Source organism: Dorea sp. BIOML-A1, assembly GCF_009875615.1.
GTDB classification, from domain to species: domain Bacteria; phylum Bacillota; class Clostridia; order Lachnospirales; family Lachnospiraceae; genus Dorea_A; species Dorea_A amylophila.
Map to the genome: position 1 here is coordinate 26,048 of NZ_WWSA01000013.1, position 16,306 is coordinate 42,353.

Consider the following 16,306-nt stretch of genomic DNA (forward strand, 5'->3'; position numbering starts at 1 on the left):
GGTTGATTCATTAAGAATATATATTCCCTTTCGTGGACAGAATGGATGGAAGTGCAATCCGGTCACTGAAACATCCAGATGCTGAGACGATCCCGATTGTTGCCATGACTGCCAATGCTTTTGCAGAAGATGTACAGCTGGCCAAAAATACAGGAATGAATGAACATATCGCAAAACCACTTGATATGAATAAGCTGAATGATGTTCTGGAAAACTGGCTGTAATTAATGTCCACAGTGCGCTGAAAAAGCAGTACTTAATTTGGAGAGAATTATATGAAAAAATTTAAGATAAATGTACAGAGATATATCTGTATTTTATTATGCCTTGTTTTATATATTACTGTGTTTCCCTTTCCTGTATCAGCAGAGGAAGAAAAAAACCGGACAGTCAGAGTAGGCTGGTATGAAGGGACCTATAATACCACAGAACCAAACGGTGAGAAAAGAGGCTACAGTTACGAATATCAGCAGGCAGTGGCTGCGCATACAGGATGGAAATATGAATATGTGGAGGGAAACTGGGCAGAACTGATGAGTATGCTGAAAAATGGAGAAATCGATCTGATGGGAGATATGTCCTATGCAGAGGAACGTTCTGCTTCCATGCTCTTTTCAGAACTGCCCATGGGCGAGGATAAGTATTACCTTTATATAAATCCTTCTGATACAGATATCTCGGCTTCAGATCTGACTACATTGAATGGGAAGAGGATCGGGGTGGTGCCGGATACACTTTCTGCCAGTCGGTTCTGTGAGTGGGAGAAAAGCCATGGAGTAAACACGCAGCAGGTTGATATTACCAGTACAGATGATGCCCGTCAGAAACTACAAAATCAGAAAATTGACGGATTTGTTTTAAATGAGTCTCCACAGTGGGAAAGAGACAACATTTCTCCTGTGCTTCTGATCGGCAGTTCCTATAATTATTTTGCAGTTAGCAAAAAACGTCCGGATCTGAAAAAGAAGCTGGATCAGGCAATGCAGAGGATAGAAAAGGAGAATCCTTTTTATACAGAAGATCTTTATAAGAGGTATCTCTCCGCAAATTCCATTGAAACTCTTACGGATGAGGAACAGAACTGGCTGGAGGAGCATGGGGCGGTCAGGGTTGGATATTTGAAAAGTGATGTAGGTATCAGCCGGGTGGATGCAGAGTCAGAGAAACCGGTAGGAATTATTAACGATTATATCAGTCTGGCTTCCGATTGTATGGGAGAAAAAAGCATAGAATTTCAGACGACAGGCTTTGATTCCCAGGAGGAAGAACTGCAGGCATTAAAGGATAACAGGATTGATATGATTTTTCATATGAACCAGAATCCATATGAAGCTGAGCAGAACGGCATTATATTGTCAAATACTGTTTTTGAAGTCAATGTTGCAGTGCTCACCGGTGTTGAAAAGTTTGATGAAAACAGGAAAAACACAGTGGCGGTGAGCAGAAATAACCTGCTGGGAAAGTGGTATATTTCTTTTAATTATCCTTTCTGGAAAATAAAGGAATATGATTCATCTGCTGAGGTTGAGAAAGCAGTTCGCAGTGGTGAGGCAGACTGCTTTGTTGTGAAGGCAGGACAGTCATTAAAGACGCTGGCAAACAGCAAAATGTACAGCGTTTTTCTTACGAAACCCGGCGATTCTTGCTTTGCAGTCACCAGGGAAAATATAACATTAATGAATATCCTGAATAAAACCATCCAGACTCTGCCTGCTTCCAGACTTTCAGGCCTGTTTTCTGTATATGAAAACGCACCGGGAAGGGTTACTCTGGCAGAATACATAAAGGATAATTTGCGGGTAGTTTCCATGAGTTTTGTAAGTGTGACCCTGGTTATTATACTGATTATAGTTTACCTGATGATGAAAGCAAGGAAAGCCCAGATTCAGGCAGAAAAGGCTAATGCTGCCAAATCGGATTTTCTTTTCAATATGTCACATGATATCCGTACACCGATGAATGCCCTGCTGGGATACAACGAGCTGATGAAAAGGGAACTGACAGATCCAAAGCTTCTGGATTATCAGGAGAAGATGGAACAGTCCGGAAATCTGCTGCTGTCTATTATCAATAATGTGCTGGACATGGCCAAAATTGAAAGCGGTAAGATGGAACTGGATGAGAATTATGTGAAGATCAGAGATGTTTATCAGGGAGTTTACAAAATTTTCCAGGCAGAAGCGGAGAAAAAGGGTATTCACCTTGAGATGGAATATGAGGTGCAGCATGAACATGTAATCTGCGATGAGACAAAGAACAGGGAAATTTTCCTCAATCTGATCAGCAATGCGGTAAAATATACAGCTTCAGGGGGAGCAGTTACCATAAGGATTACAGAGCTTGACTGTGACAGGAAAGACTATGTGAGGATACAGACTCAGGTAATTGATACCGGTATTGGAATGAGTGAAGAATTCCTGCCATCCCTGTTTGAGGCTTTTGCCCGGGAACGCAATACAACAGCCGCAAAGGTTGCAGGAACAGGTCTGGGAATGCCGATCATAAAGAAATATGTTGATATGATGGGCGGAACCATTAAAGCAGAAAGTAAGCTGGGAGAAGGAAGCAAATTTACAGTTATCATGGAATACAGGATTGCTGATAAGGGTTACTACGAGCAGGTTACGGATCCGTCCCCGGATACAGAGGAAACAGACAGGATCAGCGGAAAATATGTTCTGCTGGCTGAGGATAATGACCTGAATGCGGAAATCGCAGAGTTTATCCTGGAGGATATGGGACTTATGGTCGATCGTGTTGAGGATGGAGTTCAATGTGTGGCAAGGATGGAACAGAAACCGGCAGGGACCTACGATCTGATCCTTATGGATATCCAGATGCCGAACATGGATGGCTATAAGGCAACTCAGGCAATCAGAAGGCTGGAAGATAAGAAAAAAGCCGTTATTCCGATCATAGCTATGACAGCCAATGCATTTGAGGAAGATAGAAAAAAGGCATTTGAAAAAGGAATGAACGGACATATCGCAAAGCCTGTTGATGCAGAAAAGGTTAAGAAAACCATTCTTTCAGCTTTACGATGAGATGAAGGGAATGAGGAGAAATAAGAGATGAACGGAGAGGCTCATCTCTTATTTCTTTTTAGGTAGCAGGATTCAAGCTGATTGATGAGTGCATACAAACACATGGCAAACAGGCAGAGAAGACAGATGCTCATGAGGAGCCAATCCATTTTGAACACCTGACTGGAATAAATAATCAGATACCCCAGCCCTTCTTTCGCAGCAAGAAATTCCCCAATGATCACCCCGACCAGACACAATCCGATATTTACCTTCATATTGCTGATGATCGCCGGAATCGAACTTGGAAGCACAACTTTAGTCAGTACCTGATGCCGTTTCCCGCCAAGTGTATAGATCAGCGTCATCTTTCCCGGATCCGCGGACATAAAACTGGTATACAGATTCAGGATGCTTCCGAAGATAGCCACCGACATACCGGCAACAATGATGGTGGTACGTGTGGCACCGAGCCATACGATGAGAAGCGGGGCCAGGGCGGATTTTGGCAGACTGTTTAGAACAACCAGATACGGCTCCAGGATTTCTGAAAGCTTCTTACTGAACCACAGAAGCACCGCCGTCAGGATACTGAAGACGATAACCAGAAGGAAACTTACGATCGTCTCATATAAGGTGACGCCAAGGTGCAGGAAGATGCTGCGGTCTGCGACCATGTCGAGAAAACACCGGGCAATCTTAGAAGGACTGCTAAAGATAAAAGAATCGATGATTTGATGTGAGGCGGTCAGTTCCCAGACAGACAGGAAGACAACCAGAAGGAGAACCCGGGCAGCAGCTACGAACTTTTTGTGCAGCCGGTACTTTGATAAAAAGGTTCTTTGCGCTGTAGAAGATGAGGCGGCGGTAGAGATGGCACTTGCATTGGAAGTGATATTTGTGCCAGAGGCAGCAGGAATCTCAGTCTTTGACATTCGGTTCATCTTCATTCAGCTCCTTCCATATCAGATTAAAATAATTCTTGAATTCCGGCGTACTCCTGCGCTTCAGCGGAGTATCATGATCCAGGCGGAAGATAAGCGGAATTGTCTGCCGGATCGTTGCCGGCCGGCTGGAAAGCACGATCACACGGTCGGCAAGAGAGATCGCTTCCGACAGGTCATGCGTGACCAAAAGTGCAGATTTTCCTTCATTCCGGATGATCTGCCCGATGTCATCGCCAACCTGAAGTCTGGTCTGATAGTCCAGGGCGGAAAAAGGTTCATCCAGAAGAAGAAGCTCCGGCTCCAGGACGAGTGTGCGGATCAGGGCAGCACGCTGCCGCATCCCGCCGGACAACTCCGAAGGCCTTGCATTCTTAAAGTCACCGAGTCCATAGATGTCAAGAAGCTCATGTGCCCGTTGCTTTGTACGCGCTGTCAGTGCGTGCTGGACTTCCAGCCCAAGGACTACGTTATTATAAATCGTGCGCCATTCAAAGAGTTCATCGTGCTGTAACATATAGCCGACATTTGTCGTGCTTTCTTTCAAAGGCTTTCCGTTGAGCTTAATCTGCCCCTCTGTACAAGGCAGCAGTCCGCAGATCAGCGAAAGCAGTGTGGATTTGCCACACCCGGAGGGGCCCACAATGGCGGCAAATTCGCCTTTTTTCAATGAAAATGAGATATCAGACAGAGCCAGGGTCTCCCCTTGCAGAGTATGATACGTGTAAGAAATGTGCTGTAGATTTAAAATCTGTTCCCGAACCGGTTCCATAGAAGACCTCCTACAAGCGAAAAATAACCTATATAAGTAAGATATGCCGCAGACAGAAAACAGGTGAATAAATGTGGTGTGTGTGGTAAAATGCTGATATGGAAATGCCAGAAAGACATTAACACACCAGGAGAGGTCATTACATGTTACAAAAAATAAATTATCAAAAAGAACTGGATAGATTAATTACTGATCTGCAAAAAGAAGAAAAAGTCCCGACGCTTCTGCTTCACAGCTGCTGCGCCCCGTGCAGCAGTTATGTGCTGGAATACTTAAGCAATTACTTCAGGATTACGGTACTTTATTACAACCCGAACATTTACCCGGAGAGTGAATACAGCAAGCGCATCATCGAACAGCAGACACTGATCGGGGCGATGCATACGAAATATCCGGTGCAGTTCATTGCGGGCAGCTATGAGAAAGAGAAATTCTATGCGATGGCAAAGGGACTGGAAGAAGTAAAAGAAGGCGGCGTGCGCTGCTTCAAATGCTATGAACTCCGCTTAAGAGAGGCCGCAGAGATTGCAAAAGCCGGAGGATATGAGTACTTCACGACGACGCTCAGCATCAGCCCGCTTAAGAATGCAGCAAAATTGAATGAGATTGGATTAAAACTTGCAGAAGAGTATGGCGTGGCATATCTGACGTCAGATTTCAAAAAGAAGAACGGATATAAGCGGTCCGTAGAATTATCCGCACAGTACGGGCTTTACCGGCAGGATTACTGTGGCTGTGAATTCTCCATGCGCCAGCGCATGGAAGAACAGCAGGCACGAAAAGAACAGTGAAAATGCATAAATGGAATCAGAAAAATGCATGGATTAAGAAAAAAATCACGTTTCAGGGTGAATAAATATGTAAATTTCTGCAATAATATTTGCTTTTACGCGGAAATGTGTTAAAATCTGAAACAGTAAACTTAAAAATGAAAGGAAGAAATCCATATGGCACAGTTATGGGGAGGCCGTTTCACAAAAGAAACAGACCAGTTAGTATATAATTTCAACGCTTCCATTACATTTGACAAAAGATTCTATAAGCAGGATATCAAAGGCAGTCTTGCACATGTAGCAATGCTTGCAAAGCAGGGAATCTTAACGGAAGAAGAAAAAGAACAGATCACAGACGGACTGAATGGCATTTTGGCAGATGTAGAGTCCGGAAAATTAGAAATATCAGATAAATATGAGGACATCCACAGCTTTGTGGAAGCAACACTGATCGACCGCATCGGCGATCCGGGAAAGAAGCTTCACACCGGACGAAGCAGAAATGACCAGGTTGCATTAGATATGAAGCTTTTCACCAGAGACGAGATCCACGAGATCGACGCACAGGTAAAAGAACTTCTGGAAGTGATCCTTCACGTGATGGAGGAAAATGTCGAGACATACATGCCTGGATTCACACATCTTCAGAAAGCGCAGCCGATCACACTGGCCCACCACATGGGAGCATATTTTGAAATGTTCCGCAGAGACCACGAGAGACTGCAGGACATCGCAAAGCGTATGAATACCTGTCCGCTCGGTTCCGGAGCACTTGCGGGGACAACCTATCCGCTGGACCGTGAGTACACAGCCGAATTACTTGGATTCGACGGACCGACACTGAACAGCATGGACGGGGTATCCGACAGAGATTACTTATTAGAACTGTTATCTGCACTCAGCATCATCATGATGCACCTGAGCAGATTCTGTGAGGAAGTCATCATCTGGAATTCGAATGAATACCAGTTCGTGGAGATCGATGACGCATACAGCACCGGAAGCAGTATCATGCCGCAGAAGAAGAACCCGGATATCGCAGAACTCGTAAGAGGTAAGACAGGACGCGTATATGGTGCGCTCAATGCACTCCTTACCACAATGAAAGGGATCCCGCTTGCATACAATAAAGACATGCAGGAAGATAAAGAATGGGCATTCGATGCCATGGATACCGCAAAAGGATGCATCACATTATTTGCCGGCATGTTAAAGACCATGCAGTTCAACAAAGACCGCATGGAAGAAAGTGCAAAACACGGGTTCACCAACGCAACAGATGCGGCAGATTATCTGGTAAATCACGGTGTACCATTCAGAGATGCACACGGCATCGTAGGAAAACTTGTGCTGACCTGTATCGAGAAGAAGATCCCGTTAGATGCACTTCCGCTGGAAGAGTACAAGAAAATCTCACCGGTATTCGAAGAAGACATATATGAAGCAATTGATCTTGAGACATGTGTGAATAAGCGTATCACGATCGGAGCACCGGGAAAGGATGCGATGGAGAAGTCGATCGCAGCTTATAAGAAATATATGGCTGAATAAGAACAAAAGAAAGGGAGAGAAAAGAAGATGGAGAAGAAATTAAGAGTAGGTATTTTAGGAGCAACAGGAATGGTTGGACAGCGTTTTATCTCATTGCTTGAAAATCACCCTTGGTTCGAAGTAGTAACAGTAGCAGCAAGCCCGCGTTCCGCAGGAAAGACATACGAAGAGGCAGTCGGCGGACGTTGGAAAATGGATACACCAATGCCGGAAGGCGTTAAGAAACTGATCGTAAAGAATGTAAATGAAGTAGAAGAAGTATCTTCTACCGTAGATTTCGTATTCAGTGCCGTAGATATGACAAAAGACGAGATCAAAGCGATCGAAGAAGCATATGCAAAGACAGAGACACCGGTTGTATCAAACAACAGCGCACACCGCTGGACAAAAGATGTACCGATGGTAGTACCTGAGATCAACGCAGCACATTTCGACCTCATCAAGACTCAGAAAGAACGTCTCGGAACAACACGCGGATTCATCGCAGTAAAACCAAACTGCTCCATCCAGAGCTACACACCTGCACTTGCAGCATGGAAAGAATTCGGACCAAAAGAAGTTGTTGTAACAACATACCAGGCAATCTCCGGAGCAGGTAAGACATTCAAAGACTGGCCGGAAATGATCGAGAATATCATCCCATACATCGGAGGAGAAGAAGAAAAGAGCGAAAAAGAACCTCTGCGTGTACTCGGAACACTGGAAAATGGTGAAATTAAACTTGCAGAAGAGCCAAAGATCACATGCCAGTGCTTAAGAGTTCCTGTACTGAACGGACACACGGCAGCTGTATTCATCAACTTCGAAAAGAAGCCAACCAAAGAACAGCTGATTGAAAAACTGGAAAGCTTCAAGGGATTCCCGCAGGAAGCAGAACTTCCAAGTGCACCAAAACAGTTCATCCAGTACCTGTCAGAAGACGACAGACCACAGGTAAAAGCTGACGTTAACTACGAGAACGGAATGGGCGTATCCATCGGACGTCTGAGAGAAGACAGCATGTATGATTACAAATTCATCGGACTGTCACACAACACTGTCCGCGGTGCGGCAGGCGGAGCCGTACTTTGCGCCGAAGCACTGACTGCTAAGGGATACATTCAGGCGAAGTAGCCAGGGGGACGGGAAATCCGGCTTTTTTAGTGTCCCTGGTGGTACACTCACCGGCTTAGCATTCATAAGGCGAAGACATAAAAAGGCAAAAACATAAAAAAGATGAAAGCATAACATATAAAAAGGCGGGAACTGCAACATGTAAAAAGGCGCAGTTCCCGCCTTTTTATACGTTATATCTCCAGCAAAGAAGCCGGTCCCGCCTGCCGATACAAAATCCGATCACAAATCTGAACACCATACATCTCAGTGTTGAGAATAAAAGATGGTTTTGCTATAATAAAGTATACAATAAATTCGCTGATTACAAAGTGCCGGTGGGGACACTAAAAAAACCAAAAACACCGTCCCCATGGCCCCATGGCAAGAAACGGAGGAAGCCCCTATGGACCGAGAACTATTGAACTACACACAGAACCGAGAACTTTCCTGGCTGAGATTCGATCAGCGTGTATTGGAAGAAGCAAGAGATAAGAGCGTGCCGCTATTAGAACGTATGAAATTCGTGGCCATCTTCACCAGTAACTTAGATGAATTCTTCATGATCCGTGTCGGAAGTCTCTATGACATGGTGCAGACAGACGACAGACACAGAGACAGCCGGTCGGGAATGACGCCGCAGGAGCAGCTGGATGCGATCTACGCCGCAGTTGCCCCGTTATATAAAGAACGTGACAAGACCTACGCCGGGATCAAGAAAGAACTGTCCCCATACGGAGTCTGCGGACTGGACTTTAAAGAACTGGAGACAGATGAGAAGAAATATGTTAAGAAATGTTTCAAAGAGCAGATCCTGCCGGTACTGTCACCGCAGATCGTAGACAGCAGCCACCCGTTCCCGCATCTTATGAATAAAGATATCTACGTAACAGCCAATCTGAAGCATATCAATAGCAGGAAGAATAAAGACGACAAAGAAAAAGAACAGATCCTCGGAATCGTACCGGTTCCGACCTATGTATCCGATATCCTGATGCTTCCGGGACATGACATCCGTTATATCCGCATGGAGAAAGTCATCATGGAATACCTCAATCTGGTATTTGACCAGTACGAAGTATCCGACCCGAACTACATCTGCGTGACAAGAAATGCAGACGTATCTCCGGACGATGAGGCACTGGAGGTCACCGATGACTTCCGGAAACTCATGCAGAGTACCCTGCACAAACGCCGCAGGATGGCGGTAGTAAGATTAGAAACAGCGGAGAAACTGACACCGGAAATGCAGGAATACTTCTGTAAGAAATTCAAGATCACACCGGAGCAGATCTTCCGCACGAAGATGCCGATGAAACTGGATTATATGTTCTCCATCGCAGGAAATCTCCCGGAATCCATGAAGAAAGCACTGGTCTACGAACCATTCTCCCCGCAAAAATCAGCACATGTACAGGACGGAAACATGTTAAAACAGGTGAAAAAGAATGATATCCTGTTGTTCTACCCATACGAAAGCATGGATCCGTTCCTGAAGCTGATCAAAGATGCCGCGGCAGATCCGAACGTTATGACGATCAAGATCACCATCTACCGCCTGGCGAAGAAGGCAAGACTGGTGGAATACCTGTGCGCAGCTGCGGAAAATGGAAAAGAAGTTACCGTGCTGATCGAGCTGCGTGCAAGATTTGACGAGCAGAACAACATCGACTGGTCGGAACGTCTGGAAGAGGCAGGATGCCGTGTGATCTACGGATTTGACGGTTACAAAGTGCATTCCAAGATCTGTCTGATCACATACAGGAACCGCAATGACATCCAGTATATCACACAGGTCGGAACTGGCAATTATAACGAGAAGACAGCTGCCATGTATACCGATCTGTCCCTGATGACTGCTGATCCGCGAATCGGACAGGACGCCGCAGAATTTTTCAAGAATATGTCCATCGGCAATCTGCAGGGCAGCTATCAATACCTGATCGTATCACCGGTCAGTTTAAAGAGCCGTATCTTACAGATGATGGACGAAGAGATAGCAAAAGGAAGCGAAGGACGCATCATTATGAAGATGAACTCCGTGACAGATGTGGACTTCATAAAGAAAGTATCCGAGGCCTCCTGCGCCGGAGTAAGGGTAGACTTGATTGTTCGCGGAATCTGCTGTATACTACCGGGAGTGCCTGGATTTACGGAAAATGTCAGAGTGATGAGTGTGGTTGGCCGCTATCTGGAACATCCACGTATCTTCAGCTTCGGAACCGGCAAAGAGCAGAAGATCTATATCGGCTCCGCAGACATGATGACAAGAAATACAGAAAAAAGAGTAGAAGTAGCCTGCCCGGTATTAGACGGGCAGATCAGACGCCAGATCAACCATGACCTGAAGATCATGTTAAGCGATAACGTGAAAGCAAGGATCATGCAGAAAGACGGCACATATATGAAACGGACCGGCGGCATAAAAGCTGTGGACTCTCAGGCAGTTTTCATGGAAGAAGCACAGCATGGCGGCCGAGAAGAAGACCAACGGGGACGGGGATTACTGGCTTTTTTCCTGTCCCTTCGGCACAGAAAAAAATAAAAGCCATCAGGGACAGGAAAAAAGCCAGTAATTCCCGTCCCCATCGGCTCACCAAGGAGTAACACAATTACATGGGAAAATCACTATACATTGCCGAAAAACCCAGCGTAGCGCAGGAGTTCGCCAAGGCATTGCATATTAATACACAGAGAAAAGACGGATATCTCGAATCAGCAGAAGCAATCGTAACATGGTGCGTCGGACACCTGGTCACAATGAGTTATCCGGAAGAATACGATCCGGCATTAAAAAGGTGGAGTCTTGAGACTCTGCCTTTTATCCCGCAGGAATTCAAATACGAAGTCATCCCGGCAGTGTCAAAGCAGTTCCGAATCGTATCGGGACTGCTGAACCGCACAGACGTAGACACCATCTACGTCTGTACTGACTCGGGACGGGAAGGAGAATACATCTACCGTCTGGTCGAACAGCAGGCAGGCGTAAAAGGCAAGAACCGCCGCCGCGTATGGATCGACTCCCAGACAGAAGAAGAGATCCTGCGCGGGATCAAAGAAGCAAAAGACTTAAAAGAATACGACAACCTGGCAGCATCGGCTTACCTAAGAGCCAAAGAAGACTACCTGATGGGAATCAACTTCTCCCGCCTTCTGACATTAAAATACGGTAACAGCATCTCCAATTATCTGAATACGAAATATTCCGTCGTATCCGTAGGCCGCGTTATGACCTGCGTTCTCGGCATGGTCGTGCGCAGAGAACGGGAGATCAGGGAATTCGTAGAGACCCCGTTCTACAGAGTCCTAAGCACCATCGGAGAGAAAGGGGCAACATTCGAAGGCGAATGGCGGGCAGTCAAAGGATCAAAATGGTTCGAATCCTTCGACCTCTATAAGGAAAATGGATTCAAAGAAAAGGAAAAGGCAGAAGAACTGATCCGCTTCCTAAGCAACAGCGAGTCAGACGCCAGCCAGCCCCTGACTTGCCAGATCGTGTCCATAGAAAAAAAGAAAGAAAAGAAGAACCCGCCGTTATTATTCAACCTGGCCGAGATCCAGAATGAATGTTCCAAGCGGTTCAAGATCAGCCCGGATGAGACCCTCCGGATCATCCAGGAACTATATGAAAAAAAGCTCGTCACCTACCCAAGAACAGATGCCCGTGTCCTGTCGACAGCAGTGGCAAAAGAGATCCACAAGAACTTGAACGGCCTGATGCAGTACGAACCGGCAAAGCCATATCTTCAGGATGTCGTGAAATTTGGCAGCCACAAAGGACTGGAGAAGACGAGATACGTCAACGACAAACAGATCACAGACCACTATGCGATCATCCCGACAGGACAGGGCATGGGAGCACTAAAAGGACTTCCAAATCTGTCACAGAGGGTGTATGATGTGATCGTAAGACGATTCTTAAGTATCTTCTACCCACCGGCTGTCTATCAGAAAGTATCGATCGTGACGAAGATCAAAGAAGAATCCTTCTTCTCAAGCTTCAAAGTACTGGCAGAAGAAGGCTATCTGAAAGTTACAGGCGTGCCGGGCAGGAAGAACGACAATAACGATAATACAGACAGTACCGAGGACAAAGACACTGATGCAGCCTTCTTCGCCAGGATCCAGAGCCTCAAGAAAGGCATGACTCTTCCGGTGCAGTCCCTGGACATCAAAGAAGGCAAGACCTCGCCGCCGAAGCGCTACAACTCCGGTTCACTGATCCTTGCCATGGAAAATGCAGGACAGCTCATCGAAGACGAAGAACTCCGAGCCCAGATCAAAGGAAGCGGAATCGGCACCAGTGCCACCAGAGGCGAGATACTGAAGAAATTATTCAATAATAAATATCTGGCCCTCAATAAAAAGACCCAGATCGTCACGCCGACGATGTTAGGGGAAATGATCTACGATGTCGTAGACCATTCCATCCGGCCGCTCCTGAACCCAGAACTTACGGCAAGCTGGGAAAAAGGTCTGACGTATGTAGCAGACGGAGATATCACATCAGATGAATATATGAAAAAGCTGGATGATTTTGTATCAAGACGCACACTTGCAGTCAAAGGTCTGAACAATCAGTATCAGATGCGGGCGTGCTATGATAAGGCAGCGCAGTTTTATAAGAAGCCGGTGAGAAAGACCGGAAAAACTAAAAAATAAAAAAGGAGAACCAACATGTCAGAACAATTAACCATCAAAAACCTCTACAACCACATGGATGAAACCATCGCAAAAGACATCTTCGAAGGAGCCACCTACCCATGGGAAATCCTTCCAAAGATCAGCGGCTTCATCAAAGAACTCGGAAAGACCCTTCCGGCAGATGAATACGATCAGGTCGGCGAAGACGTATGGATCGCCAAATCCGCAACCGTATTCCAGACAGCCTACATCCACGGACCGGCGATCATCGGAAAGAACGCAGAAGTCCGCCAGTGCGCATTCATCCGCGGAAATGCGATCGTCGGCGAAGGTGCAGTCGTAGGCAACTCGACAGAACTTAAGAACGTCATCCTGTTCAATAAAGTACAGGTGCCGCACTATAATTACGTGGGCGATTCCATCCTCGGCTACAAATCCCACATGGGGGCCGGATCCATCACATCCAATGTCAAATCCGACAAAAAGCTCGTCGTAGTAAAAGCCGGAGACGAAAGGATCGAGACAGGTCTTAAGAAATTCGGAGCCATGCTCGGAGACGAAGTAGAAGTCGGCTGCGGCAGCGTACTGAATCCGGGAACCGTGATCGGAAGCCACAGCAACATCTACCCACTGTCAAGCGTCAGAGGATTCGTACCGGCACACAGCATCTACAAGAGACAGGGCGAAGTAGTGGAGAAAGTAGAAGAGTAATCAACACACGGAGGAAAAATCAATGAACAAAATAGCATTCATCGGCGTAGGCATCATGGGCAGATCCATGGTCCGCAATCTCATGAAAGCAGGATTCGAATTACACATCTACGCCAGAACCAGATCCAAAGTCGAAGACGTGATCAACGAAGGAGCCACCTTCCACGACACCATCGCAGACTGCGTAAAAGACGCAGAAGCAGTCATCACCATCGTAGGCTTCCCGACCGATGTAGAAGAAGTCTACTTCGATGCAGGCAACATCTTAGACAGCGCAAGAGAAGGCGCATACCTGATCGACATGACGACCACAAGCCCGATGCTGGACCAGAAGATCGCAGAAGAAGGAACCAAAAGAGGCTTCCACGTACTGGACGCACCGGTCACCGGCGGTGACACCGGAGCAAAGAACGGTACACTCTCCATCCTGGTCGGCGGCTCCAGAGAAGACTACGAAGCCTGCATGCCGTTATTCGAGGCGATGGGAACCAACATCAACTACCAGGGAGGATCAGGATGCGGCCAGCACGCCAAGCTTGCGAACCAGATCATGATCGCCGGCACCTTATCCGGAGTCTGCGAGGCACTCACCTATGCGAAGGCAAAAGGCCTTAACCTTCAGACGGTACTCGATTCCGTATCGACCGGAGCGGCAGGAAGCAAGCAGTTAGATACCTTCGGACCGAAGATCCTGGCAGGAGACTACGCACCGGGATTCTTCCTGAAGCACTTCGTCAAAGACATGAAGATCGCCCTTACCGAAGCGAACATGAGCAATCTCAATCTGGACGTATTAAGCCAGGTGCTTGCCAACTACGAACTCCTCCAGGCAGAAGGCTGCGGAGATCTCGGCACCCAGGCACTGATCAAGTACTACGAAGAAGAGATGGACGTATAAAACATGTCGAAAAAAAGATAAAAAATAGGGAAAATTGTATAAATTGTTGATACATAGTTGAAGCCTGCTTAAAGATATGATAAAATCATATATGTTTATGAATGGATGAGGGATGTGGGCAAAAAAATGATATATAATAATCCCAGTTATTTGTGTTTCAAAAACAGAAAACCGAATATAGAGATATTACATAACATTTATAACATGTATAAATATACGAAGAGCTTGAGAGATACCCTTCCTTCCATTGGTATGAAATGATAAGAATACCGGGGGGGGGGGTATTTTGGTGCGCAAAAATATGCGCAGAGAAGAAAAAGATATAATGAATTTATTCAAACTTGTAAGAAACCGATAAAAAAGCAGAGAATAAAGGAGTAACCACCAGATGAAAGAATGTTACATAGATATGCATTGCCACATTCTGCCGGGAGTCGATGACGGGGCGAAAGACCTTGCCGAGACGAAGAAGATGCTTGAGATCGCATACGCAGAAGGAATCCGGTGTATCATAGCAACCCCTCACCACCATCCGCACCGCGGAAAGGCACCGGTGGAGAAGCTTCGTGAAAAGGCAAAGCTTGTGCGCGAAGCAGCACACGAGATTGACGAACGCTTCCGGGTATACCTTGGAACGGAAGTCTATTTCGGACAGGATGTTGCAGACAAATTAAAAGAAGGAAAGATCCTTTCGATGAACCGCAGAGAGTATGTACTGGTAGAATTTCCGCCCTCACAGACATACAGCTACATCAGACAGGGGATCCAGCAGCTGCAGTTCGCAGGATACGAAGTCATACTGGCGCATGTCGAGCGCTATCACTGCATCGCCGAAGATGTAGAACTTGCGGAAGAACTGTACGATATGGGTGTGAACCTGCAGGTAAATGCAGACAGCATCACCGGGGGATCCGGCCGTAAGATCCGAAAGTTCATCGAAGAACTGATGAACCGCGACCTGGTATTCTGCGTCGGAACCGATGCACACGATACAAAGCACAGACCGCCGAAGATGAAGAAGGCGGCCGCTCACGTAGAGAAACGATACGGAGAAGATTATACAAGGAGGATATTCTACAGCAATGCCAAGAGTATGCTGAAGAAGAGAGATTAAGATGAGCCGAGAAAATTATGGAATGATGAATCAGGAGATTCAGGATGACGAAGTTACCATTGATCTGATGGAATTATTCAGTGCCTTATGGGCCAAGAAGACGATAATTATTCTGTCTGCAGTATTCATGGCACTGGTAGCGTTCGTGGGAACGAAGATGTTCGTGACACCGAAGTACACGTCAGTAACAAAGCTCTTCGTTATGGCGAAGAATGACGACACCTCCGCAAGCGCAACCTACACAGACTTGCAGACGGGAAGCATGCTGACAAAGGACTATATGGAACTGGTAAAGAGCCGCCCGGTACTGGAGAAGACCATCTCCAAGCTGAAGCTTGATGTGACACCGGAAGAACTGGCAGGTATGATCACCACAGAGACACCGACCGACACACGTATCATGAGCATCAGTGTGACGGACGATGATCCGAAAGAAGCAAAACAGATCGCAGACACACTCAGAAAAGCAGTCAGCGTACAGATCACAGAGATCATGAGTGCGGATTCTGTCAACACCGTAGAAGAAGGTAACCTTCCGACCAGCCCGTCTTCCCCGAATGTCAAGAAGAACATGATGCTCGGTGCACTGCTCGGACTTGTCATCTCTATGGGATTCATTGTACTGATCTCTATCTTAGATGATACGGTCAAGACTCCGGATGACGTAGAAAAGTACCTCGGACTGAATGTACTGACTTCCATCCCGATCCAGGAAGGAAGCAGTGCACCGAAGAGAGCGAAGCAGCAGAGAGAATCAAGAAATGCTGTAAAAAGCAGAAGATAG

Annotated in this window: 12 protein-coding genes and 1 pseudogene; 11 read left to right on the forward strand and 2 right to left on the reverse strand. The window is 46.4% G+C overall.

The features are described from left to right. Window positions 1-50: 50 nt before the first annotated feature. Together GT508_RS06955 and GT508_RS06960 are read left to right on the forward strand one after the other, a co-directional pair. Window positions 51-224, forward strand: a pseudogene (locus tag GT508_RS06955) (response regulator); the annotation flags it as partial. Between the two features lie 51 nt (window positions 225-275). Next, window positions 276-3,044, forward strand: coding sequence for a response regulator (locus tag GT508_RS06960; protein WP_161143857.1), 2,769 nt, complete (start codon window positions 276-278; stop codon window positions 3,042-3,044). 41 nt (window positions 3,045-3,085) lie between these two features. On the opposite strand, the gene GT508_RS06965 is transcribed toward GT508_RS06960, so the two are convergent. After that, entirely contained in the window at window positions 3,086-3,967 is an 882-nt protein-coding gene (locus GT508_RS06965) for an ABC transporter permease (protein WP_330419042.1), read from the reverse strand. Then, the gene (locus GT508_RS06970) at window positions 3,945-4,739 is read right to left on the reverse strand and encodes an ABC transporter ATP-binding protein (RefSeq protein WP_161143858.1); all 795 of its coding nucleotides are present in this window, start codon (window positions 4,737-4,739) and stop codon (window positions 3,945-3,947) included. The genes GT508_RS06965 and GT508_RS06970 overlap by 23 nt, the downstream gene beginning before the upstream one ends. A gap of 143 nt (window positions 4,740-4,882) precedes the next feature. Here GT508_RS06970 and GT508_RS06975 point away from each other — a divergent pair, with 143 nt between their 5' ends. The 9 genes from GT508_RS06975 to GT508_RS07015 all read left to right on the forward strand — a co-directional run bounded on the left by GT508_RS06975 (window position 4,883) and on the right by GT508_RS07015 (window position 16,306). Then, on the forward strand, window positions 4,883-5,530 hold the full coding sequence (locus tag GT508_RS06975; protein WP_161143859.1) for an epoxyqueuosine reductase QueH: 648 nt from the start codon (window positions 4,883-4,885) through the stop codon (window positions 5,528-5,530). A gap of 156 nt (window positions 5,531-5,686) precedes the next feature. Next, window positions 5,687-7,063, forward strand: a complete 1,377-nt coding sequence (argH, locus tag GT508_RS06980; protein WP_161143860.1) for an argininosuccinate lyase — start codon at window positions 5,687-5,689, stop codon at window positions 7,061-7,063. A gap of 27 nt (window positions 7,064-7,090) precedes the next feature. Further along, window positions 7,091-8,176 carry an aspartate-semialdehyde dehydrogenase gene (gene asd, locus GT508_RS06985; RefSeq protein WP_055282621.1) on the forward strand — a complete coding sequence of 362 codons (1,086 nt, stop codon included), beginning with the start codon at window positions 7,091-7,093 and terminating at the stop codon, window positions 8,174-8,176. A 385-nt stretch (window positions 8,177-8,561) separates the two neighbouring features. Next, entirely contained in the window at window positions 8,562-10,700 is a 2,139-nt protein-coding gene (gene ppk1, locus GT508_RS06990) for a polyphosphate kinase 1 (RefSeq protein WP_161143861.1), read from the forward strand. A gap of 71 nt (window positions 10,701-10,771) precedes the next feature. Continuing rightward, window positions 10,772-12,817, forward strand: a complete 2,046-nt coding sequence (locus GT508_RS06995) for a DNA topoisomerase (protein WP_161143862.1) — start codon at window positions 10,772-10,774, stop codon at window positions 12,815-12,817. A gap of 15 nt (window positions 12,818-12,832) precedes the next feature. Then, entirely contained in the window at window positions 12,833-13,510 is a 678-nt protein-coding gene (locus tag GT508_RS07000) for an acyltransferase (protein ID WP_055193692.1), read from the forward strand. 22 nt (window positions 13,511-13,532) lie between these two features. After that, window positions 13,533-14,408, forward strand: coding sequence for an NAD(P)-dependent oxidoreductase (locus GT508_RS07005; protein ID WP_161143863.1), 876 nt, complete (start codon window positions 13,533-13,535; stop codon window positions 14,406-14,408). A gap of 388 nt (window positions 14,409-14,796) precedes the next feature. Then, window positions 14,797-15,522, forward strand: coding sequence for a CpsB/CapC family capsule biosynthesis tyrosine phosphatase (locus GT508_RS07010; RefSeq protein ID WP_161143864.1), 726 nt, complete (start codon window positions 14,797-14,799; stop codon window positions 15,520-15,522). Window position 15,523: 1 nt separating this feature from the next. Further along, window positions 15,524-16,306: a YveK family protein gene (locus tag GT508_RS07015; protein ID WP_161143865.1), complete on the forward strand. Its 783-nt coding sequence runs from the start codon at window positions 15,524-15,526 to the stop codon at window positions 16,304-16,306.

Excerpts from the sequence above, each read along its gene's own strand:
- GT508_RS06970 (WP_161143858.1), bottom strand. The coding sequence starts at position 4,739 with ATGGAACCGGTTCGGGAACAGATTTTAAATCTACAGCACATTTCTTAC.
- GT508_RS07005 (WP_161143863.1), top strand. The coding sequence starts at position 13,533 with ATGAACAAAATAGCATTCATCGGCGTAGGCATCATGGGCAGATCCATG.
- GT508_RS07000 (WP_055193692.1), top strand. The coding sequence starts at position 12,833 with ATGTCAGAACAATTAACCATCAAAAACCTCTACAACCACATGGATGAA.
- ppk1 (WP_161143861.1), top strand. The coding sequence starts at position 8,562 with ATGGACCGAGAACTATTGAACTACACACAGAACCGAGAACTTTCCTGG.
- GT508_RS06965 (WP_330419042.1), bottom strand. The coding sequence starts at position 3,967 with ATGAACCGAATGTCAAAGACTGAGATTCCTGCTGCCTCTGGCACAAAT.
- asd (WP_055282621.1), top strand. The coding sequence starts at position 7,091 with ATGGAGAAGAAATTAAGAGTAGGTATTTTAGGAGCAACAGGAATGGTT.
- GT508_RS07010 (WP_161143864.1), top strand. The coding sequence starts at position 14,797 with ATGAAAGAATGTTACATAGATATGCATTGCCACATTCTGCCGGGAGTC.
- GT508_RS06995 (WP_161143862.1), top strand. The coding sequence starts at position 10,772 with ATGGGAAAATCACTATACATTGCCGAAAAACCCAGCGTAGCGCAGGAG.
- GT508_RS06975 (WP_161143859.1), top strand. The coding sequence starts at position 4,883 with ATGTTACAAAAAATAAATTATCAAAAAGAACTGGATAGATTAATTACT.
- GT508_RS06960 (WP_161143857.1), top strand. The coding sequence starts at position 276 with ATGAAAAAATTTAAGATAAATGTACAGAGATATATCTGTATTTTATTA.
- argH (WP_161143860.1), top strand. The coding sequence starts at position 5,687 with ATGGCACAGTTATGGGGAGGCCGTTTCACAAAAGAAACAGACCAGTTA.
- GT508_RS07015 (WP_161143865.1), top strand. The coding sequence starts at position 15,524 with ATGAGCCGAGAAAATTATGGAATGATGAATCAGGAGATTCAGGATGAC.